The sequence below is a fragment of the Iodobacter violaceini genome (genome assembly GCF_011601265.1).
Classification (GTDB): domain Bacteria; phylum Pseudomonadota; class Gammaproteobacteria; order Burkholderiales; family Chitinibacteraceae; genus Iodobacter; species Iodobacter violaceini.
The window spans coordinates 1-22,684 of record NZ_JAAOLX010000015.1; the positions used below are offsets into that span (position 1 = coordinate 1).

The 22,684-nt window shown below is 45.8% G+C and carries 21 protein-coding genes; 5 read left to right on the plus strand and 16 right to left on the minus strand.

The genetic code is table 11. The features are described from left to right. Both HA050_RS20150 and HA050_RS20155 read right to left on the minus strand, forming a co-directional pair. On the minus strand, positions 1-285 hold a 285-nt coding region (locus HA050_RS20150), incomplete at its 3' end, for a hypothetical protein (protein WP_205836524.1). Between the two features lie 991 nt (positions 286-1,276). Then, positions 1,277-1,918 (minus strand): TetR/AcrR family transcriptional regulator, encoded by a 642-nt coding sequence (locus HA050_RS20155; protein ID WP_166830134.1) that lies wholly within the window; start codon positions 1,916-1,918, stop codon positions 1,277-1,279. Between the two features lie 200 nt (positions 1,919-2,118). On the opposite strand from HA050_RS20155, the gene HA050_RS20160 reads away from it, so the two are divergent. The 3 genes from HA050_RS20160 (at position 2,119) to HA050_RS20170 (ending at position 7,056) form a co-directional block, all read left to right on the plus strand. Beyond that, the gene (locus HA050_RS20160) at positions 2,119-4,164 is read left to right on the plus strand and encodes an alkyl/aryl-sulfatase (protein WP_166830136.1); all 2,046 of its coding nucleotides are present in this window, start codon (positions 2,119-2,121) and stop codon (positions 4,162-4,164) included. 111 nt (positions 4,165-4,275) lie between these two features. Continuing rightward, complete coding sequence (locus tag HA050_RS20165; protein ID WP_166830138.1) at positions 4,276-5,448, plus strand: OmpP1/FadL family transporter; 1,173 nt, start codon at positions 4,276-4,278, stop codon at positions 5,446-5,448. Positions 5,449-6,735: 1,287 nt separating this feature from the next. Beyond that, complete coding sequence (locus HA050_RS20170; RefSeq protein ID WP_166830140.1) at positions 6,736-7,056, plus strand: hypothetical protein; 321 nt, start codon at positions 6,736-6,738, stop codon at positions 7,054-7,056. Positions 7,057-7,102: 46 nt separating this feature from the next. Here the strand turns inward: HA050_RS20170 and HA050_RS20175 are convergent, their stop codons facing one another. From HA050_RS20175 to HA050_RS20225, 11 genes are all read right to left on the minus strand, one after another. Beyond that, on the minus strand, positions 7,103-7,624 hold the full coding sequence (locus HA050_RS20175; protein ID WP_166830142.1) for a hypothetical protein: 522 nt from the start codon (positions 7,622-7,624) through the stop codon (positions 7,103-7,105). A 468-nt stretch (positions 7,625-8,092) separates the two neighbouring features. Then, entirely contained in the window at positions 8,093-8,458 is a 366-nt protein-coding gene (locus HA050_RS20180; RefSeq protein ID WP_166830144.1) for a DUF7674 family protein, read from the minus strand. 60 nt (positions 8,459-8,518) lie between these two features. Then, positions 8,519-9,010, minus strand: coding sequence for a hypothetical protein (locus tag HA050_RS20185; protein ID WP_166830146.1), 492 nt, complete (start codon positions 9,008-9,010; stop codon positions 8,519-8,521). Positions 9,011-9,189: 179 nt separating this feature from the next. Beyond that, the gene (locus tag HA050_RS20190) at positions 9,190-10,551 is read right to left on the minus strand and encodes an SEL1-like repeat protein (protein ID WP_166830147.1); all 1,362 of its coding nucleotides are present in this window, start codon (positions 10,549-10,551) and stop codon (positions 9,190-9,192) included. A 177-nt stretch (positions 10,552-10,728) separates the two neighbouring features. Further along, positions 10,729-11,475: a hypothetical protein gene (locus HA050_RS20195; RefSeq protein ID WP_166830149.1), complete on the minus strand. Its 747-nt coding sequence runs from the start codon at positions 11,473-11,475 to the stop codon at positions 10,729-10,731. Between the two features lie 58 nt (positions 11,476-11,533). Beyond that, complete coding sequence (locus tag HA050_RS20200; protein WP_166830150.1) at positions 11,534-11,968, minus strand: WapI family immunity protein; 435 nt, start codon at positions 11,966-11,968, stop codon at positions 11,534-11,536. 382 nt (positions 11,969-12,350) lie between these two features. Beyond that, positions 12,351-13,109, minus strand: coding sequence for a hypothetical protein (locus HA050_RS20205; RefSeq protein ID WP_166830151.1), 759 nt, complete (start codon positions 13,107-13,109; stop codon positions 12,351-12,353). Between the two features lie 210 nt (positions 13,110-13,319). Further along, complete coding sequence (locus tag HA050_RS20210) at positions 13,320-13,766, minus strand: hypothetical protein (RefSeq protein ID WP_166830153.1); 447 nt, start codon at positions 13,764-13,766, stop codon at positions 13,320-13,322. Between the two features lie 609 nt (positions 13,767-14,375). Beyond that, positions 14,376-15,764 (minus strand): efflux transporter outer membrane subunit, encoded by a 1,389-nt coding sequence (locus tag HA050_RS20215; RefSeq protein ID WP_166830154.1) that lies wholly within the window; start codon positions 15,762-15,764, stop codon positions 14,376-14,378. Positions 15,765-15,776: 12 nt separating this feature from the next. Beyond that, complete coding sequence (locus HA050_RS20220) at positions 15,777-16,928, minus strand: HlyD family secretion protein (RefSeq protein WP_166830155.1); 1,152 nt, start codon at positions 16,926-16,928, stop codon at positions 15,777-15,779. Beyond that, positions 16,921-17,448, minus strand: a complete 528-nt coding sequence (locus HA050_RS20225; RefSeq protein ID WP_166830156.1) for a DUF3302 domain-containing protein — start codon at positions 17,446-17,448, stop codon at positions 16,921-16,923. The genes HA050_RS20220 and HA050_RS20225 overlap by 8 nt, the downstream gene beginning before the upstream one ends. Before the next feature lie 615 nt (positions 17,449-18,063). On the opposite strand from HA050_RS20225, the gene HA050_RS20230 reads away from it, so the two are divergent. After that, the gene (locus HA050_RS20230; protein ID WP_166830157.1) at positions 18,064-18,807 is read left to right on the plus strand and encodes a helix-turn-helix domain-containing protein; all 744 of its coding nucleotides are present in this window, start codon (positions 18,064-18,066) and stop codon (positions 18,805-18,807) included. Positions 18,808-18,977: 170 nt separating this feature from the next. Here HA050_RS20230 and HA050_RS20235 read toward each other — a convergent pair whose 3' ends face one another. The 3 genes from HA050_RS20235 to HA050_RS20245 form a co-directional block, all read right to left on the minus strand. Continuing rightward, positions 18,978-19,661, minus strand: a complete 684-nt coding sequence (locus HA050_RS20235) for an amino acid ABC transporter permease (RefSeq protein ID WP_166830158.1) — start codon at positions 19,659-19,661, stop codon at positions 18,978-18,980. Further along, a complete protein-coding gene (locus tag HA050_RS20240) occupies positions 19,658-20,392 on the minus strand; it encodes an amino acid ABC transporter permease (protein ID WP_166830159.1) in 735 nt (244 codons plus the stop codon). Before HA050_RS20240 ends, HA050_RS20235 begins: the two co-directional genes overlap by 4 nt. Before the next feature lie 226 nt (positions 20,393-20,618). Further along, on the minus strand, positions 20,619-21,422 hold the full coding sequence (locus tag HA050_RS20245) for an ABC transporter substrate-binding protein (RefSeq protein WP_205836525.1): 804 nt from the start codon (positions 21,420-21,422) through the stop codon (positions 20,619-20,621). 291 nt (positions 21,423-21,713) lie between these two features. Between HA050_RS20245 and HA050_RS20250 the strand changes: the two genes are divergently transcribed. Next, positions 21,714-22,499 (plus strand): M949_RS01915 family surface polysaccharide biosynthesis protein, encoded by a 786-nt coding sequence (locus HA050_RS20250; RefSeq protein WP_166830160.1) that lies wholly within the window; start codon positions 21,714-21,716, stop codon positions 22,497-22,499. Positions 22,500-22,684: the final 185 nt, after the last annotated feature.

The following is a 22,684-nucleotide window of genomic DNA, read 5'->3' on the forward strand; positions in this document are numbered from 1 at the left end:
TATAAGAGACAGACCCCCGCCCGCCCCTACAAAGACGGCCTGAAACCCGCCGGTGCGAAATACCGCATAGGCCGATGCTTTAGCAATCTGCGATTTTGCACTTGGGAATTTTTTATAAACCTGAGCCAGCGTGTCTTGCGCTGCCTGATCAATTGCTGCCCGGCGCTCTGCAGGTGTTTTTTGCTCAACAGATGATGCGGCACTGTTTTGTTTTACGGCTGAATCGGCCAGCACAGGTAAAGCAAGCAGTGAGCTTGCGGCAAATATAATTGATTTTAATTGCATAATTAAACTCCTGATTTCATAAAATTTAGAAACTTACTTACAAAAATCAATCGTATTTAAGTATTTAATAATGATTCAGTTTTTAACTATTTTCCCCGGCTTCAGCAGGCAGGTACGCTGACATGTTTAAAGCTATTACCAGTTAATCACAAAAAATTAAAAAGGTATGTCGGTTAATCCCTGCACAGCACGTAAATATGTCACAAAGCGTTCAATCTTCACAGCCATTAATCGCACAAAAAATATATAGCTTATTTTATTTATCAGAAAGAAAAAAGGAAGGGAATCATCTTAAATCAATCACAGATATAGCACCATTAAGATCAGAATAGCAATCCAGAACATACTCATTCTGATTGAAATATTCTGATCATGAAACCATCCGCCTGACGGATATATTTTAAAAAACCAGATTTATTCATCCATTTAAAAAAATGGAATTAACCTTAAAACACACTATCCCCGGTTATTTTGGTGATTGCGGGGGATCATGTAAACCCTTAATTTCCCGCGATTAGACGATAAATCACAAACAAGCGGAACGCTTGATCTGGAAAGAGAACTGCAGCGCTTTACAGAGATTGCATCAATACGCGCCGATTTAGCATGATGCCCGTTTGGGCAAAAATCCGGGCCACGGCATTTTGCCCAAACAAAAAAACGGCGCGGAATAAGAATTCTATATTCCCGCCCCTGCCGGCCCGGAAACATGGCAGCTATACGATCTGGATATCGATCCGGGCGAAATCCACGATCAGGCCCAAGCCCGCCCCGATATCCTCGCCGAGCTGATGCAAGAGTGGCAGCAATATGTGAACGAAACCAGCGTACTGGAAGACATCCCCACACCGCCTCTGCTGTAGTACACCGGGCTTTGCCGGGGTTTTATCGCCCGGCGAAGCCCTCTGCCCTTTGGACAAATATCCTCAGGGCGATCAGCGCAGCCTTTACCATGAGCAGCCCGGGGCGCTGCTTTACACAAAAAACTGCATCAAACGCCCTGAGGCGCAATCTGTTCAACTATGGGCATAGTCATTTCGATAATGCGCTCAAAGCTAACGGCTCGCGTATTGCAGGTGCCATACAGCACATTGCTGCCCTCCATCACAATGGCTAATAAATGGATCAGCTCATTGATCGCAAGGGTATTGGCTGCGGGGTATCTGAGACTGACTAAGGCGGCTGATCTTTCGATCATGGCATCATAAAACGCATCCACTGTCTGGCAAATTTGCTCATCATGCAGCGCCATCGCCCATAGCTCACGGAAAGTGCGCGTCGTTTCATTTTGAATGGCATCCATCATCATCCAGCGCACCAGCCCCCTCAGGCCTTCTGCATAGAGTTGCCCTTCCGGGGAAAGCGATTCTTCCAAATGAAGAAAGTATTTCTCCAGTATTTTCGCAACCATCGCGTTGATCAGCTCGTTTTTACTAGGGAAATGATAAGTCAGATTGCCCGGTGAAATTCCCGCCGCTTCGGCCACCCTTCTGGTTGTAAATTTGGCATTGCCAAACTCAATCAGCACCTGCTGCGCGCACTCAAGAATATGGTTAATCGTATTTTGCGAAACACTGCTTTTGGCCGCATCGCCTGGCAGATCCGGCGACCTGGATTTTCTTTGTATTGACATCAAACAGCCTCTTTATTCGGTACTTTTTTGCATTGACCTAATTAGTTCAAGTGTACTAAATTAGCGACAAATAGTTCATCTGTACTAATTTTATCGCTAAGCTTTTTGTTTGGCTAGGTGAATTGCTTTGCTTGACTACTCCACAGCTGATGAAGAAGGCTGCCCGGAGTTAAAAAATGACTTTCCAGAGGATAAATATCATGCGAATCAAAACACTATCACTTGTACTGTCTATGGCACTCATGGGTGGGGTCAGCGCTGTTTCTATTGCAGCTGGCGGTGGCGGGGTGGCAGCAACAGACCCAAATGCAGCGCTGGGCAAGCACTTTGATGCAAAAGGCAAGATGCCTTCCCAGTACACCAAAGCGCTGATCGAAGCGCAACGCAGCAGCCTGCCATTTGAAGATACGCGTGATTTTGAAGAATCCAAAAAAGGCTTTATTGCCGCCCCTTCTTACAAAGAAATCATGGCAGATGCCGGCCACGTCGCATGGAATATAGGCAGCTATGACTATCTGCTGCAGGGCAAAGACTTTGACAGCATTCACCCTTCCCTTCAGCGCCAGGCCATTTTAAATATGGGCTACGGCCTGTATGAAGTTGTGCCGGGTAAGATTTATCAGGTACGCGGTTTTGACCTCGCGAATATGACCATTATTAAGGGTGACACCGGCTGGATTTTATTTGATGTGCTAACAGCCAAAGAAACCGCCCGTGCCGCGCTGGCCTTTGTGAATGAAAAACTGGGCCAAAGGCCGGTTGTGGCTGTGGTTTATTCACATTCACATGGCGATCACTTTGGCGGCGCTCGTGGTGTGGTTGATGAAAAAGATGTCATCAGCGGCAAAGTTCAAATTATTGCTCCTGAAGGCTTTATGGAACATGCCATCTCTGAAAACGTGTATGCCGGCAATGCGATGACACGGCGCATGCTGCTGACCTACGGCACGCTGTTACCACGCAGCCCATTTGGTCACGTTGATCAGGCGATTGGTAAGAATGTTGCCGCAGGCGATTTGGGTTTGATTCCGCCAACCCGTACTGTAAGCCAGGATATTGAAGAGATCACCGTTGATGGCGTGCAAATGGTGTTCCAGAACACACCGGGTACCGAAGCACCTTCAGAAATGAATACCTACTTCCCACAATTTAAAGCGTTCTGGGCGGCTGAAAATATCACCGGCACCGTACACAATATCTACACCCTGCGCGGCGCTTTGGTGCGGGATGCGCTGGCATGGTCCAAAAACATCAATAACGCCTTGTATTTGTTTGGCGATAAAACCGATGTGATGTTTGCATCGCACAGCTGGCCGCGCTGGGGTAAAGAGCGTGTGCAGGAAGTCATGCGCACCCAGCGTGATATTTACGCCAATCTGAATAATGAAGTGCTGCATCAGGCTAATAAAGGCGTCACCATTAATGAAATTCATAATGTGTACAAACCGCCGCAATCGCTGCAAAACCAGTGGGCGGCCCACTCTTATCATGGCTCTGAAGAGCACAACAGCCGTGCGGTGCTCAACCGCTACCTTGGCTATTGGGATGCCAACCCGGCTACTTTAATGCCTTTATCGCCGCGTGATTCCGCCCCTCTTTATGTGGAAATGATGGGCGGCAGTAAAAAGATTATGGCCAAGGCCAAAAAACTGCATGACCAGGGCAAGTATCTGGAAGCCGTTGAAATCTTGAATAAGCTGACACTGGCAGAGCCAAAGAATACTGCGGCTAAAGATTTGCTGGCCGATGTATATGAGCAGCTGGGCTACCAGAAAGAAAGTGTTGCCTTAAGAAACAGCTTCCTTGCTGGCGCCTATGAGCTGCGTAATGGCATTCCGGAAGGGGCTTCTCCAAGTGCAACCAGCCCGGATATGGCGCGTGCTATGTCCACTGATCTGCTGCTGGATTATCTGGCCGTCACCATGAACAGCAAAAAAGCAGACGGCATGAAGTTCAAGATCAACTTTATCACTCCGGATAATGGTGAGAAATACGTGCTGGAAATGAGCAACTCCACACTCAGCAATATTAAAGGCTTCATCGCCAAAGATGCGGATCTGACCATCACCATCAATCGCAGTGATCTGGAAACCTTTATCTCTGGCAGAGCCACTTTTGAGCAGCTCACCCAAAATGGCAAAGTACAGCTGACTGGTAATACAGCGGTACTGAAGCAATTGATGAGCACCCAGGAAAAATTTGACCCTCGCTTTGAAATTCTGCCGGGCACTAAAAAAGCCAAATAAAGCAGCAGGCTGATTGATGTGAAATGAGTACGCAACCGCCGTTCTCAGCCCAGGCTGAAGCGGCGGTTTTAATTGAGTGCGCAGGTAAACCCTGCAATCAGGAGTTGTTTGATGAAACCCCAATTATTAGCATTATTACTGGCCGGATTAAGCGGCAGCAGCTGGGCTGGCGGGCTGTATTTGTATGAGCTGGGCACCGAAGATGTGGGCCTTGCCGGGGCGGGCAGCGCCGCCCGTGCACAGGATGCCACAACGATTGCCACCAATCCGGCGGGCATGACCATGCTGGAAGGCGATCAGCTGACGATTGGCCTGCAAGGTTTGTATGGCGATGCCAAATATCAGCAGGACGGCCGCGGGGCATTCAGTGGCAATGAAGCGGGCAATGTTGTGGGCTGGTTTCCTGGCATGAGTGTTTTTTACAGCCACAGCGTGGATGAGCAGCTGAAAGTGGGGATTGGCGTGTATGGCAACTTTGGCCTTGGGCTTGATTTTGGTGACTGGGCGGGCAGCCGCTTAATTAAAAGAAGCACTTTGCTCGGCATGACCATTCAGCCCACAGTGGCTTATAAAATCAATGATCAATGGTCTGTTGGCGGAAGTATTAACGCCAATTATGGTGTCTTTTCATTAACCCGCAGCACACCCGGCGGCGATGTAGAGCTGAACGACACCGACTGGTCCGCCAGCATCAAACTGGGGGTTTTATATCAGCCTGATCACGCCACCCGCCTTGGCCTCTCTTACACCAGCGAAACTGAATACAATTTCAACAGCAGTGTAAATCATCCGCTGGGCGGGCAAATCCCGGCGAGTGGCAGCATCAATGCGCCTCAGCAACTAATGTTCAGTGCCTTTCACCAGCTGGCACCCCAATGGGCTGTGATGGCCAATCTGGGCTGGCAAAACTGGGAAGCGTATAACGATAATCAGCTTTGGCTCGGCAATAATGAAGCGCCCAATGCAGACCGTATGCAAGACACCTGGCATACCGCGCTGGGCCTGCAATATCAGGCCACGCCCGCTTTACGCTTAAATACCGGTATTGCCTATGACAGCAGTTTTTACAAAGACCAGCAAAACACCTCAATGACCATGCCATCCGGTGAGGCATGGCGCTTTGGCTTGGGCGGGCAATATCAGCTGAATAAAACTGATAGCTTAGGCGTGGCATTTGAGTATGTGCATTTTGATAGCGCTTATGTACCAAGCCCACTGTTAAGTGGCGCTTATCATTCCCCCAAAATGTATTTCATCACTGCAAATTACAGCAAAAAATTCTGAGCGAATCATTCTTTTGCTCAATAAAGCCAAATCTGTAAACGCACAGATTTAAAGCATCAGCCGGGCCTGTCATTTAAATTAGGTATATCTATGTGCCTGATGTGTTCCGCCAGAAAAATACCCATTTCGTTAAAAATAACAGGCTCGTTCTGCTCAGCGCTGTATTGATCTAAGCCCATTTTTCATAAGCTGATTGTTTTAGAAACGCCGCGATATCGGGCACATAATAAAACCATCCTGCTATTCCTATTACAAAATCGCAGCGTGCTGCTGGTGCAGCAGCACGAGTGCATGCACGCGCTTTTTTGTCATTTGAAGACTGACTGCAAATTCTTATCAATTTATCCAGAAGGCATGAGTGACAGCACCCGACCCTTAGCGGACATTTTCGTGAAACTTGGAATTGTCTATCAAGCCAAGGACTGGCCACGAACGGCTCGGAAGCGTCTATAAAACCCAGGGCGATTCATTTCTCCGATTACGCTTCTCTAATCGGAGCTACGATACTAGCTAACTGGCCCCCCCCTTAATGACATTATTGTTCCCGCAGTAATCAAGCCCGATGCCAGTATGCCTTGAAACAATTTTCCAATTTTTGACTCACATTTAAATGAAAAAACGATGAATAGTATAGGCAGAACCAAAAATCCACCTATCGGTGAAACCCAACGTCCTGACTCCGGTCCATAGTTGTACAACTCAGTACTAAGCGGTAGTAGCATCGGAATTCCGATAAAGGATAGTAAGGAAACTATGACGAGTAGTGCATAACTCTTTTGTCTTTGACGAGAGCGAAACAGTAGCGCAGATAAGATTAGCAAGTAGAGTGTTTGAAAAATCAGATATGACATTAGCCCGCCGATTGGGAGGTATTCCATGATGGCATTCACAAATAGAAATAGAAATGCAGACTAACGCTTGCTGTGATTGTTGGGCTTCGCAAGCTCAGCACCAACCTACAAAATTCAATTTCCGCTTCTGGCCGTAATCAGCCATTTAGGGACAGTAGCTGAGAGGCAACATCCGCCCTGAAGCGGATAATAATAAAATCCAATTGAATTTCTAACTTATATTTTTTGTTCGATTGAAAATCGATTTGGCCAGATTCATTACGAAATAGTAAGCGTCACCTGCAATCGTGTCCGATATGGTGTTATCGTAATACGGAGAAGTTCTGTCCTCATTAAAACGAGCAATTGCCTCCGTTTCATTCGATGCGTATATCAGATAGCCCACAACTTCAAAGCCCTGAGCCAGCAAGTGCTCTCTATTAGCAAGAAATTGATCTTGATCGGTGCACAAACAGCTAAACTCGCTCTGCGCCCCGATCATTCTTTTATAAAACTGATATGCTGGCATTTTAGATTCCTCGGCATTTTAAATACTGATCGTTTCTGCAATATCAAACTAATGGAGAAGATTGCTGGATTACTCTACTGCCCGTTAGAAGAAATGTCTGCACTTGGCCGCATCCAGCCTGTGAAGCACATCATGCTTGAAATGAGCCCGTACTTGCAACCACAGGCGGCACCTGACCCAAAGCGGGAGTACTTGAAATATGATATAAAAACAACTAACAAAGAAAAAATTGCACGTTATAGGGCTTGATGAGTAATCAATTTAAATTTCACTGGTCAGGCATACTTCAAAATAGTCACTCTGGGACACGAACTTTTAGAAATTTGACATTGTTACTTACTTTATCGAACAGTAGCAGCATGGTATCAAGGGTTTTTGAATTTCTTGCACGTTCAAGCTTATTAGCCATTTCAGATTGATTTTTGTCTAACTTCAAACTTTGAATTACTGCGGACAACCATAATGGTGATAACTGAACAAAGGAACCCATAGACATTTGGTCAAGTTGTAAATTCCCCTCTGGGCTGGTTAATTTTAAGCCCAATAGAAGTAATGTTCTACCATCTTGCTCTTTGAGGGCAAGGTGGTCGTTATTGAACTCACCGCCCCACCGGCCGTTAATTAAATTAAATCCATTTCGTTTTGAAATGGATTCAAATAATTCAGTACGAATCTTTGCTTCCTGTGAAAAGATATTCATTGCAATGCTAGGAATATTTTGTGCTTGTTCAATATTTGCGTCAATTTCGGCTACAGCAACAGATGGTATCGATATGGACAACGCCATGGCGATTAAATTTATTATTCGGTTGTTCATATCAGGCCTCTAACAGTCGAAGATTTAAAAATAACTACTAAGAAGTCAATTAGTTCTGGTTTTGTGATTACAATTAACTTCAAACACAGTGAGATTAACAATCTATCCTAAACGTGTACATTTTTAAATAGAACAGGCCACTATCGATCCAAAACAGACTTTTTGTTTAAAGTGAAAGAAAAGTCCACTGTATTAACCCCAGAGCGCCAGCAATAGCCACGGCTTCAACTGTCCCATTCGGAAAGTATAAAGAGACCAGTGCTAATGGAAATCCCGTTATGCACAGCATAATGTGGGCTGATATTGACGTTTCTGCATTGTTATAAATAAAAGAACACGCAGCAGACAAACAAAACCAAAGCGTCGACCAGCAAAAATAATAAATAAATATTTCTTGAGTTCTTAATTTTAATCTCACGTCATTACCTTTTCATTGCCTGACATCGCCCTAAATCGGAAGTAAATCGTTTAAATGGGTGGCCTTCCATGAAAAGCTAAATAGAGACATTTTATTGACTCAGGAAGATCAATCCAATACTGGCCCGACTTGTCTTCTGGCAATTGCCAAAACAGATTTTCTGTAAATGCAACATCTATGCAGGTATTTATTTCGTCATTTGCATTTTGCAAAATGGCATTAAAAAAGTAAAACAAAGGCTTGTAAACTAAAAAAGACACTCTATTGTTCATTTCTGAATTCAAGGCGTAAGCAAGTTTTTCAAACCAAGAGTATGCGTACTCTGGAAGAAATTTCCCCCAATCATTCATAAACAATAAATCTGTTTTTTTTGATATATCTGGAAATTTATGATGAATAGCTTGATAAAATTCCACGACTGAATGCATCTAAAACACCCGCAAATGAATGTTTTTTTTTATTGCCAATCAATATAACTATTTAACTTCAAATTTCTCTATAAGCGAATAATATTGCTTAAGTACTGAATCTTGTGCCTCAACACCTTCAAGTGCATCCACCTCACTGCGTATTAAGTAATATTCAGGCTCATTTTTTATGTGGCCTCTGATTAATATCCTTGCAATTTTTTCTTTGCTTTTTTCTGCAAATTCTGGAAATTCTTTTTGAATTGACGCGTTCCATGCATTAAGGGCACTCAGTCGGGCAGCAGGCTTTAAATTCGAAAAAATTTCTGGCACCTCTCGAAGCGCTTGCTCTAATCCAGTCGCCATTTTTGACTTGGTTAAACCTCTGTTTGACGCTAGCATTTGATTAAATTGCTCAGGCATCTGAATTAAAAAGCCGACGTAAACCTGAAGCTTTTCATCTGGAATTAACTGAAGCTGCTTAGTTAACTCCTCAAACACAGCAAATAGCTTGTCATACTTTGTGACCTTCACATTTTTTGATTGAACGTGCGTGTTCACTATTCATGCCTTCCTATATGACACTTCCGCTTCTGGCCGATTGCGGTCAGTAAACTACATCATGCTCGAAATGTGCCCATAGTTACAACCACAGGCAGCTCCCGCCCCTTAGCGGACACTAAATAAATCGTATTAAATAAATCGCTAAGAAGAATAGTTTTGTCGTTTATGAATTTACTTCATCTTTTTAAGTATGCCTCGATGGCATTGTTAAAATTATTCGGCTTGGTAATTTCTTGCAGCAATTGCTGACCGGCATTAACTTGATGGATTGTCATCTTTCGCGAAAAATCTGCTTTAGCTTTAGCGCCATTACTTGTTGCATCTGACGCGGCGAGGCTAAACAGTGCGTAAGCTACCACAATATTTTTTGGTACACCTTTCCCTTCCGCGTACATCACACCAAGGCTGACTTGTGCCACGGCATGCCCTTGCTCAGCAGATTTGCGATACCAACTAACTGCTTGAGCGTAGTCCTGTTGCACGCCTCTACCATCTTCATACATCATGCCGAGATAAGATTGAGCCATTGGCTGACCTTGTTCTGCAGCTTTACGATACCAACTAATTGCACGGTCGTAGTTTTTCGTTACGCCTGAACCAAACTCATACATTGTGCCTAAATTGGCTTGCGCGGAGATATCGCCTAACTCTGCAGCCTTGTGAAACCAATGTGCTGCATGGGAGTCATCCTTTGCCACACCTTGACCGCTGTAATACATTGCGCCGAGATTCGTTTGTGCTTCTGCTTTTCCTTGTTCAGCAGCCTTTCTATACCAATACACGGCTTGAATGTAATCCTTAGGTACGTCCTGGCCTTCCGAGTACATCACACCGAGATTATATTGCGCGTCGGCAATATCTTGTTCTGCAGCCTTACGATACCAATACATGGCTTGAACGAAATCCTGTGATATGCCCCATCCTTTTGCATACATTAAGCCAAGGTTATACTGAGCTTGAGGCATTCCTTGCTCAGCAGCTTTGTGAAACCAACTCACAGCTTGGTTATTGTCCTGTGGAACACCCCGCCCATTTTTGTACATCACGCCGACATTGAACTGTGCAGTAGCATAGTTTTGTTCTGCTGCTTTACGCCACCAACTCAAAGCGCGATTATTATTTTTCGGGACCCCACGCCCTTTTTCATACATCACACCTAGATTAAATTGTGCAGCAGCAAAGTTTTGTTCGGCAGACTTGCGATACCACACAACAGCTTGAAGTTCGTCTTGCTGTATGCCTAATCCCTTGCTTAGCATGACGCCTAGTTTAAATTCGGCCTCCGCATAATCTTGCTCTGAGGCTTTACGAAACCAACTAAATGCTTGAGCATAATCTTTTTCTACGCCGAAACCATTCTCATAGGCTATTCCAAGGATGGTTTGGGCTGCGGCATCGCCCTGCTCAGCAAGTGGTGCGAATACTTCGATTGCCTGTGCTATTTTTTCAGCATCATAAGCAACTAATCCTTCGTTATTTTCCGCATTGGCTGTCGCAATAAAACCTATCAATGCACTGATTAGAATTGTTTTTTTCATTTAGTCAAATAGGTAAAGGAATCGAAAGATTTTTATGCGTGAATAGACTGCGAACTACAAGCTGCAGTTTATTTTGATAGTCTACTAATGGCCGCAAGTTGACAGATGTTGCAGCAGGCCACACATAACACTTTTTTCCATTGCAGAGAATTCTGCTCTTGCCAGAATAAGGAAAACTTATGGATTACTTTGCAAAATATCTTCCGCCCATTTGGCAAGCCTAGACAACCCAATATCACTCTCGGTGGCATCCACATCACCCGCCACATCAACAAATACTAACTTCCCTTTTATTAGCAAATATCCCCCACCAGAAAATGCCTGCTGTTCTTGCGGCTCCTTTCCATCTTCGAATTTAAGGTTCCTAACGGTGTATGTGCCAATGAAATGCGGATTGTCAGCAAATACGCCATTTTTCGTGATTGAACCAAGGGATAACTTTACGGCATACCTCTTGTCGGAGGGTGCTAACTTTTTACCAGCAGCATCGATTTGTGATTGAAGTTGTCTGTGATAATTATCACTTTCACCCCATTTTTTTTCAACAGAGGCTTTAATTGTCTTTTTCAACGATTCAAAATCTGCCTCTGAAAAATAAACAGTCTCCATCATATCTGGGGCAGAAATCTTGTACTGAAATCTTACTCGCTTTTTTGGGGTCTTATTTCCACCTGACGTCGGAACGTAATCATACATGACGGCTATTAGATGAGCACCAGATGGCATGTGTGCTTTGGCACTCTCATAATCTGGCGCCCCCTCCGAAGCTCGTTTCGAGGCGAGTGGAAGTGGAATTACTATAGACTCGTGCCCGACATGTCCTATGAATGGCTCACCTGAAAAAGCGTTATCTGACATGAGTGAACAGAGAAACAAAATCATAAATTTTGCGATAAGTATTTCTGATTTTTTGCAAAAAAACATAAAGAATCCATTAAAGTATAAGTTGGTGTTTCTTGACCCAAAGCGGAATTCCAACTGCTTATGCATTTCGTATTGGAAATGAGTTAACAATAGTGGCTAGCTCACCCAATATTTTTGGGAGATACGTTTGGTCTAATTGAAATTGAAAATTTAGCTGATTTCCTACTCCCGCTTCATCCATGGCAAAACCACTAACCTCTAAATTGCCAAGTACATTACAAGTAATAGAAATTTCGAGCTGCCCCTCAAGGGTAGAAAAGATTGCTTTACCCTTTAAGGTATCGTATAGCAGCTGCAATTGATCGTAAAAATCGCTAAATTCAAATACCTGAAACGAAGCAAAAAACCGGCCTCTGAATGCTCCTGAATTTATCTCAACGACAACGTTTAGCCAATTGTCATCGTAAAACTCACCTATTGCAGCACGTTCATAGCCTTGAACTGTCACTGCAATATAGTCTTTGTTTGAGCTACAGATTTCAAAAGTAAGCACAAAATCCCTTATTCAGAATTACTTATTGCGAGCATCCCCTTCTGGCCGACTGCAGAAGTCAATTGCGCAATAACTATTGGTTTTATTTCAATCCAATTTCATCTATCCACTTTGATAAATTCATTTCATTTGCAACTTTCTCTAAACATAGCTTTTCATTGTTCGACACGAGAGATAGCTAATGTGATATTTCTTCGAGGACTTTCACGTCATCATCGAAATCTGTACTATTTAAACGTTCAATATATTGGCAGGCAATAATCAAGGCTCGTGCAATATTTTCCATGTGAGACTTTTTTGTCTCAGTTTAAGTTATTTGTACAGTCTGCTCTTGGCCGTCTTGAGCTACTGCTCCCGACCCAAAGCGGAAACTTCCTTAAAACTAGCCGAGTCTATATTCCTTTACGTGGTTTCTTAAGTCACCAGTTATCGGTACAAAATTCAATATTTCTGCAAGAGGTAAACGATCATTATTAAGTCGCACGATATTGAGTCTGCGCACTGGAATGCCAGCTATACGATAAGCGGGTAATTTATGGTGGCCGTCAATAATGAACTCTCCCCACGCGCCATCGGTACACAAAGTAATAACCGTTGGCCTTGCTCCATTTTGTATGTCTTGCGCTAGATGATTAACATGAGCAGCAGAAAGTGAGCTGAGAGGTTGTGTTGCTATCAAAGCACCAAAACCTGGATAGAAACTCGTGACTTCCAAACCATTTTCTGACTTATCAGTTAGGTCGACCACGTAAGCGTCAGCCGGAATTTCTTCTAATACAAGAGCATATTCACCTATAGCAAGTACATTTAATATCTCAGAAAAATGTACTCCTAGCGGATAATCCCCACTGACCTCCACTTCAACAGATTTACGAAATGACAGCTCGGACCGCGTTTTATCCGTAGAAATTTTGCGAACTAAGTTTTGTCCTACACTCCCACGACAATCGCTCCATTGAAAAACGCGAATTTTCCCACCAACGAGCAAGGCAGCTTCAAAATCATCGCCTCTTACATCTAAAAGACCGCCCATTGAAGTAACTGTAAATGCTTCACGGCGAATTTCAGTGGAAATTCCTTCGGTCCAATCTATTTTTCCATGCCAACCTAAAGTATCTGTTGTTGAAGTCGAGGCAGTCAAAATATCTCCAATTATTGAATCGTGTTAAGCCTTTTCGTCTGCTCATGGCCGACTGCGGTCAGTAAACTACATCATGCTCGAAATGTGCCCGTAATTACAACCACAGGCGGCACCCGCCCCACTGCTAATATTCAACCATTAGCATAATAAATATTCTGACATGAAGCTGCTGCATCCCAGCCTGTCAGGTTGAATTTTTTATTAAGAAAATTATTCAGTCGGCTTTAAATTAATGCCTTCAATATTTTGTTCAATGTTTTTTCCAGAGCATTTCACTATTGCTACGCTTTTTTTATTGGTTTCAACATTAACGCCAGCCTTAATTTCGTCATCCTCCGAAAACCGGTCAAAGATCCAGAAAACTGAATAAACCGTGTTTCCATTTGGAATATTTACAGAATACGATATGTGTCCTCCCACTCCATTCCATTGATATGTCGATGCTTGATTACGCGGAATATTAACAACAATTTCGGGCTTATCATGCAATTTACCGAATGAGTATGAAATGGTTTTCTCTGCGTCGCAGACTTCAATTTTTTTTCCTTTTGCAGTCATGCAAGAAAATATGGTTTCGCTACCGGCCTGACATTTTGCATATATGCTCGAACTGAATAATGCGATTACTATACTGAGGGTAGTAGTAATTAATTTCATTAATGTTTCCTTTATGTGGATTAGCTTATCTAAGTTGGCCGTATTCAAGTTATCTGCAGAGTTCGAAGTTAAGCAATTAAAGTCTCTCTCATGCTGTACTTCGTAAGACAGAGTTACAAGTACCTGCTATAGAAGAAAAGGTGAAGCTCATTCGGCATTTAAACCATAGCGGAATTACTTCTGCTGTTAGCCACTAACGCATCGTCGCACAGTCTAACCCAATCGTTTCAACAGCGCGTTAGCCCTTATGTAATTATCGCGCAATTTGTAAGCGGAGTAATAATATTCAAAAAGTTTTGATGGGTAAATTGGGCAAGATTTTGAAAATGTCTGTAAAGCTAGTGTATAGCCGTCTTTTAAACCTGCCGAGTATAAGACGCTTACTTAATTCAGGCGACTTCTCTCATTCATATTGCAATTAGCTACTTAGATATAAAAACACCCCAAACCTGGGACTGGCGTCCAAATTTGGGGTGTGTTTTTAATACGCCAGGGCAGGCTCTGCACGAATCAAATGACCGGATTGGCATTCAATGCAATCAACAATATATGAATAGCGATGATGCGAGCATTCGATTTGTGCAGATATGCCCCGGATTGATTTAGCCACTAGACGGGATAAATCCCTCCTAATGCCAGGTGGAGATTAACGCGCTGAATCAGGCGCTCGTTTTGTATACGCAGCATCGACATCTGACTGTTTGCCAGATTAAGTTGCAATTGCTGTAACTGATAGCGATCTCCCTTGCCTACTTTAATCATCACGCCTTGCAAATCGATCAGCTTTTGCTGATCGGCCAGTAAAGCAGCCAGTAAATCACCGCGTTCAAGCAGCTTTTGCTCGGCATACAGGCCCCCTTCAATTTCAGCCAGGGCATTGAGTACCGTCTTGGCGTAATTCACCGTGCTTTCCTGCTGCTGTGCCGTTTTAACTTCTACCTGCGCATCCAGTGCGCCACCGGTAAAGATGGGGGCAAGCAGACGGCTATTCACGCCCCAAAGCGGGTTGCTTAAGTCTTTTTGCAGCACCAGCAGGCTGTTATCCAGTACGCCTAAACCCGCCATTAAGCTGACTGAAGGAAGTTTGGCTTTTTTAGCTGCTTCCACCTGATAAAAAGCAGCACGAAAGCGGCTTTCGGCGGCACGGATATCAGGGCGTCTTTCGGCTAAATCAGAAGGCAGGCCCACTGGAATCGGCTGCAGCTCACGGGGCAGTGAATGAGCCACCGCCACTTCTGCCGCTGGATAACGGCCCAGCAATACTTCCAGAGCTCGCCTCGCCGAGCTGAATGCCTGCTCGCTTTGCAATAATTGCTGGCGATAATTTTTCAGCAGAATCTGGTTATTCAACACATCCTGCTGAGTATTGCGGCCAATTTTTCTTGCGCTTTCAATCAATGCCAGCTGCTTTTCTGCCAGCACCACCATAGACTGCACCAGCTGAATCTGCTGCTGGGCTTCGGCGGCAGCCAGCCAGGCTTTCACCACAGCCGCAGCAACAGACTGGCGGGCATAGAGGGTATCGAGCTCTGCAGCCACTGATAATTCACGGCTTGCTGCCTGACTGCTGCGTGTTTTGCCCCAAACATCAATCTCCCAATTGGTGACCAGCGCAAGGCCATTCAGTGCCAGCGACGAGCTGGGAATCGTTGCATCCCCTGCCTGCCCGCCCAAACCTAAGGTTGGATAAAGTGCGGCTCCGGCGGCTTTTACTGCACTGTGCGATTGCTCCACACGTAAAGCCGCCAGACGCAGATCAGGATTATTCAGCTGAGCTTCACGGATCAGCTGCAACACTTCAGTGGGTAATGCAAAACCAAGAGCCGCTGCATCAAATTCACCAGCACTGCGGGCAAATTTCCAATTCGCCGGAAACTGCAGCTCTGCCAGAGCAGCCTGCTTCAGGGCGGCGTGATCGGGGGCCGGGGTAATCGCGCAAGCCGCAAGTGTTAAAGCACAAAATCCGGCCAGCCCTAATTTAATCATTTCTTTTTTCATCAGGCGCATTCCTTAGTGCAGCTTCAGCACAAGATAATTCACCTTAGATTGCGCACGAATCATCACCATTCTTAACAAATGCAGCGCAGCCAGCTTATCGGTATAAATGGCCGCACCGCCGCGCGCACCCATCGGTATAAACAGGTTTTCATCGCCTTCACGTGGCTCTATCGTCAGCTTTACCGCATATTTTTGCGGCAAAGGTGCAGAGAGATATTCAGCAGGCGTATTAGGAACAACGCCTCCCTGAACCAGCTGCCCCTGACCATTTGCCCAGACAATTGAATCCACCCTGGCATGCACAACATCGCCTGGCAGGCTTTTGAAAGCTATTTCAGCCTTATCGCCCGGATTAACATAGCGCAGCTCGTTCTGCTCAAAAAACGCCAAGATGCGCTGCTCATGCTCAACAAAGCTCAGCGCAGGTTTAAAGGGCATGCTCACCAGATAATTACCTGGCCGCACGGATACATTCACGGCATAGCCATCAGCGGGCGCACGCACCACCGTAGATTGCAAATCATAACGCGCCGCTTCCAGCTGAGCCTTGATTTGCGCCACGCTGGCCAGATCAGGGCCAACCACACCTTCCAGCCTGGTCTGAATCTTAGCTTCACCTGCTTTGGCGTTGGCCACTGCAGATTCGGCTTTTTTAACTTCGGTTGTAAAGCTTTCAACATCAAATTGCGGGCCTGCCCCATGCTTAGCCAGCTCGCGCGATTCGCCAAGGCGTTTACTCATCAGATCAAGATGTGCCTGTGCTGCAATCAGATTGCTTTTGGCGCTATCCAGATCCTGCCACAGCGTTTTCGAAGTTGCCGTTGCATCGGCCAGCTTGGCCTCGAGTTCTTTGACTTTTAAGCGATAAGGCGTGTTATCGATTTCCAGCAGCACCTCGCCTTTTTTGATCAGCTGATTGCCTTCCACTGCAACACGGGTCACCGTGCCTTGCACGCGGGGAATCACCTCAACCACATGATTAATCACGCGCACATCACTTGATGAAGGCGTCACCACATTAATGGTAAATATAATTGTGGCGGCCAGCGCAAGCGCGCCAGTCACAGCCCCCACCTGCGTTTTGATATTCCACGGAATAATTTTTAGTTTGATACAAAACAGCCAAACCAAAAAAGCATAACCACCAATGATAATTTCAAGCACGGGTATCTTCCTCGGTCAGAATGGCCTCAGGCACAGGCACTTGCTTCGCCAGAATTAACTCGCGCTGCTGAGTTAAGCCCTCCAATTTTTCTTTTAACAGCAGCAGCTCATCATCCACGATCGCAAGATCTAAAGGTTTATCGCTGTGCTCACCGTTTGGTTTGCGAAAAAAATCATCGTGCTTATCCGTACCATAGGCCCGTTTGTAAGCTGTGGGTTTGGTAAACGCCCATAACCATGCAAGAGGCCATAGCAAGCCACCAACTGCCAGCGACAGCAGGCAAAGCACCTGAATGGCGTGCTTTTGCGGGTGATTATGTTTTTCAGCAAAGACTTCCGGCAGTACGTGTACTTTCCAGAATAAATAGATGGCCACAATGGGCACTGCAATTAAAACAACCCAGACCATTACATCGGCAATGGCTTCTTCCATGCCGGCCATAGCCCAGGCAGATGCGGGCAAAAGCGATAAGAAGAGGGCTGCCCCTCCACTACCACACCATCGTTGTAGTTTTGGCATATAAATCCTTTTCTTTAAGTTAATTACAAATACTAGCATAAGGAAAAATCAATACCTTATTTACCCACCGTCAAATATAAAAACCTTGTTATTAAACAAATTATTTGAATAAATCGAAAAATAAATAATTAATACTGCAAAATTTACTAATTTATTTTTTATAAAGATGAATTAATTTTTTATGAAGATGGAATTTTAAAACAATATAAAGATGATAATGCAAGCTCTGTTGCACAGCTTAGCGCTTAGGATCGTATTCCTTAAAATTTTTTTCATTGCAAGGTTTTAATCATTAATGCACTACTAAGCAAACACACATGATTATTCACATGCCTTTGTTATAGTGACATTTAGTTATTTTGCAGTACCGTATATTTAAATAATATAAAACGCTTTTTAGACAGACTGATGATTTTAATCTGTCTGGTAAAAATCAGGCTCAGTCAGTGGGCGGTAATGATAAAACCACCTTGTTTTTTTAAGGCTGACACATATTTTTTACAAACGAATGGATTGAAAGAACAGCGCTACTTTACGGGAGTAAGTTAAAAAATAAAACTTCCTTGCTCGTTTTGGCATAATACAAAACCTTGAGTATTAAAAAACGCTACCAATATGTCACAGACTCATCAGCTGATCACAACCCTGAAGCGTTTGCTTAAAGCAAAAAACGTAACGTATGCGCAGCTTGCCCTGCATTTAGAGCTGAGCGAGGCCAGCGTTAAGCGTCAGTTTTCCCGGCAAAGTATCAATTTGCGTACTTTAGAATCGATCTGCAGTTTCATCGGTTTAGAGTTGGATGAGCTGGTACTGGCGGCAAGCCAGGCACAAAGCAAGCTGATCCAGCTGACAGAAGCTCAGGAAAAATACATCGTGGAAGACCCAAAACGGGTTTTGGTTGCCCTGTGTGTGCTTAAGCATTGGACAAAGGATCAAATTGTAAGCAGCTATAGCCTGAGCGAATCAGAATGTATTGGCTATTTGTTAGAGCTTGATCGTCTTGGCATGATTCGTTTGATGCCAGAAAACAAGGTTAAGCTCATTATTGCAAGGGGCTTTTCCTGGCTTCCGGGTGGCCCGATCCATCAATTTTTTCGCTCTTATGTTCAAGCCAACTTTTTAGAATCTGATTTTCAAAGCTCAAACGAACTCATCCGTTTTCAGCAGGCCACCTTAAACGAAGCTGAAACCAAGCGTTTTCAGCAGCGTATCAGCAGATTACTGCAGGAATTTGCCGACTTACACCAGGAAGCGCTCAGCTCACCTGATAATAGTGAGCGTTTGACGATAGGTTTACTGATTGCCATGCGCCCTTGGGGGCCAGAGATATTTGATGCACTGAAGCGCCAGCCCGCTTGAAGCGGCTGCGTGCCTTATTCAGCCCAAGCCCGGCAGCTGTGATTCACAATATTGCTGCAGCCTGCTCGCCGGTGCGGATGGCGATAAAGGCAGCTTTACAGATTGAAATCTGAAATTGATACAAGCGTAAATTACAACGCCAACGAGATGTTCAAGCCTCACTTCTCCATTTACGCCGTACCCAAACGCCCGGCCAACACCCGCTTTCCCAGCCATTGCACGGCGGTGCAGAGCAGCAGGTACACCAGGGCGATGAAGCCGAAGACTTCCAGCGGGTAGACTTGCTCGCGGCTGTTGACTTGGCTGGCGACGAAGGTAAATTCGGCCACGCCAACGATATAGGCCAGCGAGGTGTCTTTCACCAGCACCACCCACTGATTTACAAAGGAGGGCTGCACAATACGCAGGGCTTGCGGCAGGATGACAAGGCGCAAGACTTGATAGCGGTTCAGGCCGCTGGCGTGAGCAGCTTCCCACTGGCCATCCGGTACGGCGCGTATGCCCGATTGCACGGTGTAAGCCAGATATGCGCCAGAAACCAGCGACAGCGCGGCAATCACGGTGAGCACGCCGGGGATGTCGATGCCAAAGGCAATCGGCAATAAGAAGTAGCACCAGAAAATCAGCAGCAACACCGGAATAGCGCGCAGCAGCTCGCAGACGGCCAGCAAAATTCGCCGCAGCCAGCCCTGGCTGAGCGTCAGGCTGATGCCCCAGACCAGCCCTAAAATACTGGCGAGGATAGCTGCGCTGGATGCCAGAATCAGCGTCAGGGCGATGCCGCCCAGAGGGCCGTTGGGCCATGCGCCGACAAAAAAGAACAGCAGATTATTGCTAATTACGGCGGTATTCATACCCATCTCCGCACAGGTTTGGCCACGGGGCCAGCCAAAGTGCGCTGCACCAGCACAATCAGCAGCACATAAAACACGCTGGCCACGGCAAAAGACTGGAAGGTCAGCAGGGTTTGGGCGTCGATCTGGCGGGAGCGGTAAGAGAGCTCCATCACGCCAATGGCCATAGTGAGCGAGGTGTTTTTTATGGTGTTCAGCCATTGCCCTAAGAGCGGCGGCCATGCCGTTTTAATTGCCTGCGGCCAGATCACCCAGCGCAAAACATCCAGTGGGCGCAGCCCCAGCGCCCGGCCTGCATTCCACTGCCCCTGCCCCACGGCATTCATGCCAGAGCGAATATCCTCGGCAATAAACGCCATGGCGTAGAGCGATAAGGCCACCCAAGCGGCGATAAACTCAAACGAGGGCAGGCCAAGAAAAATATCCCCGGCCTGCCAGAGCGCATGCGGGCTGTTCAGCCAGAGCATCCACGCCTCGGGCAACAAGGAGCCCACGGCAAAATACCAAAACAGCACTTGCACCAGCAGCGGGATATTGCGGATCAGATGATGCGGCAGTGCCAGAATCCGGCTGCCTGACTGATAACGGGCAATACCCAGCACCACGCCCGCCAGTGTTCCTGTAAAAATCACGGCCACAGAAAGTAATAAGGTAATCAGCAAGCCTTGGCCCAGCGTCAGAATATGCGGCCAATCCAGCCAGCCATTGCCCAGCCATGCGGGGGGATTCATTTCCCTTACTCCAATAAAAAAATGCGCAAGGGCGAACCCTTGCGCTAAAAGTCGAGAATGTCGATACCAGGAGATAAAACAATGTCTAAAACGCAGGTAAAGCTCATTACGGCACTTCCTGCTTCATCCGAAAATTGCGAATACCTGTTTACTGCACCTACAAAAAAACACTTCCAGCTACCTTGCAAACACCCTGTTTTCAAGGCTCAGAGAGAGAATCGCTTAATTAAACCTTGTCACCAATCTTGAAATCACGCGGTAAGGCTGCGCGGCTTTTCGGGCCAAACCAGTGATCGTAAATCTTTTTCGCCTGGCCGGATTTTTCCAGCTCCAGCAAGGCGTCGTTCACCTCTTTGCTCAGGCGCTCTTCGCCACGCGGGATACCAATGGCCTGATATTCACGCGTCAGTGCAAAAGGGGAAATCTCGTATTTGGTTTTGTCCGGCGCGTTGGCCAGCAATGCCAGCAGCTTGGCGTCATCCTGGGTAATGGCTTGCACATTGCCATTACGCAGCGCGGTGAAAGCTAAAGGCGTATCGTCATAAGCCACTACAGGCGTGCTTGGGTATTTTTCGCGCAGCAGGATTTCCTGCGTGGTGCCTTTATCTACGCCGATACGCAGCTTAGCGATGTCTTCAGGGGTTTTAAGCACACCTTTTCTGGCGATGAATTTTTGCCCGGTGGCAAAGTAGGGTGTGCTGAATTCAACCTGCTTACGGCGCTCTTCGGTAACCGTAAAGTTAGCAGCTACCAAGTCCACTTTATTTGCAGTCAGCAATGGGATGCGGTTGGCCGGATTCGTTGCCAGCAGTTCCAGCTTTACACCCAGCTTTTTAGCAATCGCCTGAGCGATTTCCACATCAAAGCCCACCAACTGGCGGCTGGTTTCGTTTACAAAGCCAAAAGGCGGATTGCTGTCAAAAGCAGCTACACGTAATACACCCGCTTTTTTGATATCGTCCAGCTTATCAGCCAAGGCTGGGCCAGCAATAGTTGTAAGGACCAGAGCTAGTAATAATGAGCGTTTCATGATTTATTCTCTTATCAAGTTTTATTGAAAACTGAGGTGAACCTTAGATTTAAGATTCAGAATTTGGTAATCAACCGCAATGAATGCATCATGCCCGACAGACTAAATATTTAAAAAGACTTTAAAATTTGATTTATATAACAATACAGAATATTAAATCACCATGGTCTTTACACCCTGAAGAGATAAGTGGCTTTAGCAGATCTTGCGTAAAATACGCTCAAAGCGCTTTTTTGATACAAGAATCATGAAAGTTTGAATCATCCGTTTTGGCATAAGGAGAATATCCAGATGCGATTTTTATTAGCGGCAGCGCTGCTGGCCCTTACAGCATGCAAGCAACCCAGCCAGCCGGTGCAGGCAGATAGCAGCCCTGCTTCTGCCCCACTTACATTGCTAAGCAAAGTGAAAGATATTCCCGCCGGAATCAGCATTCAGGGCAAGCTGCTGCAGGCATTACGCTGGCAGGATAAAGGTGGCGATAATCTGTTGTTGCTCAGCCAAGCTGAGGGTGATTTTCAGCCATCAAAAGATGGATCTGATGATGTACGTGATGCACATGTCTACGCGGCCCATTACGTACTCAGTGCCGGTAAACCCAGGCGGCTGTGGTTGCTGCAGGACGGTGTGGAGCAGTGCATGTTTGATGTGGCTGCAGCGTTTGATCCGGCCGCAACCCGCGTGGCCGATCTGGATGGTGACGGGGTAATGGAAACCATACTTGGATACAGCCAGACCTGCACCAGCGATGTCAGCCCGCATAGTTACAAGCTTATTTTGCATGCAGGCAAGGCTAAATACGGGTTGCGGGGCACAGACCGTTTCGGGGTGACATGGCGGGATGCAGATACAGGGCAGCTGTCAGGTACTCCACTACTTGCTGACTGCAGCCGCAGCAGCCAGCAAGCTCTGCTAAACAGCAAGAAAACAGCGGGCTTTGACGAGCTGCCTTTACCAGGCTGCTACGCAGATGAAAAGGATTTTGCCGGAGCCCCCCCGGCTTTTCTTCCCGCCATGCGCCAGCAGTGGCACAAGTTGATGCAGCAGCAGGATGCAGAGTGGCGTAAGAGCCTGTAAGCAGGCAGGACTAGAAACAGCAGCACATCCCAAAGAAGCAGGACACTTCTCTTTCAATGATCAAACAAACCCTAAACACGCTTTATTCAGGTACGAAGCTGTGTGCGGGCCGATAAACAAATACTGTCACCTATACTTCTGATTACCTTGTCAATTTATTCAAATATCTGACGCAAGGAGTTAGA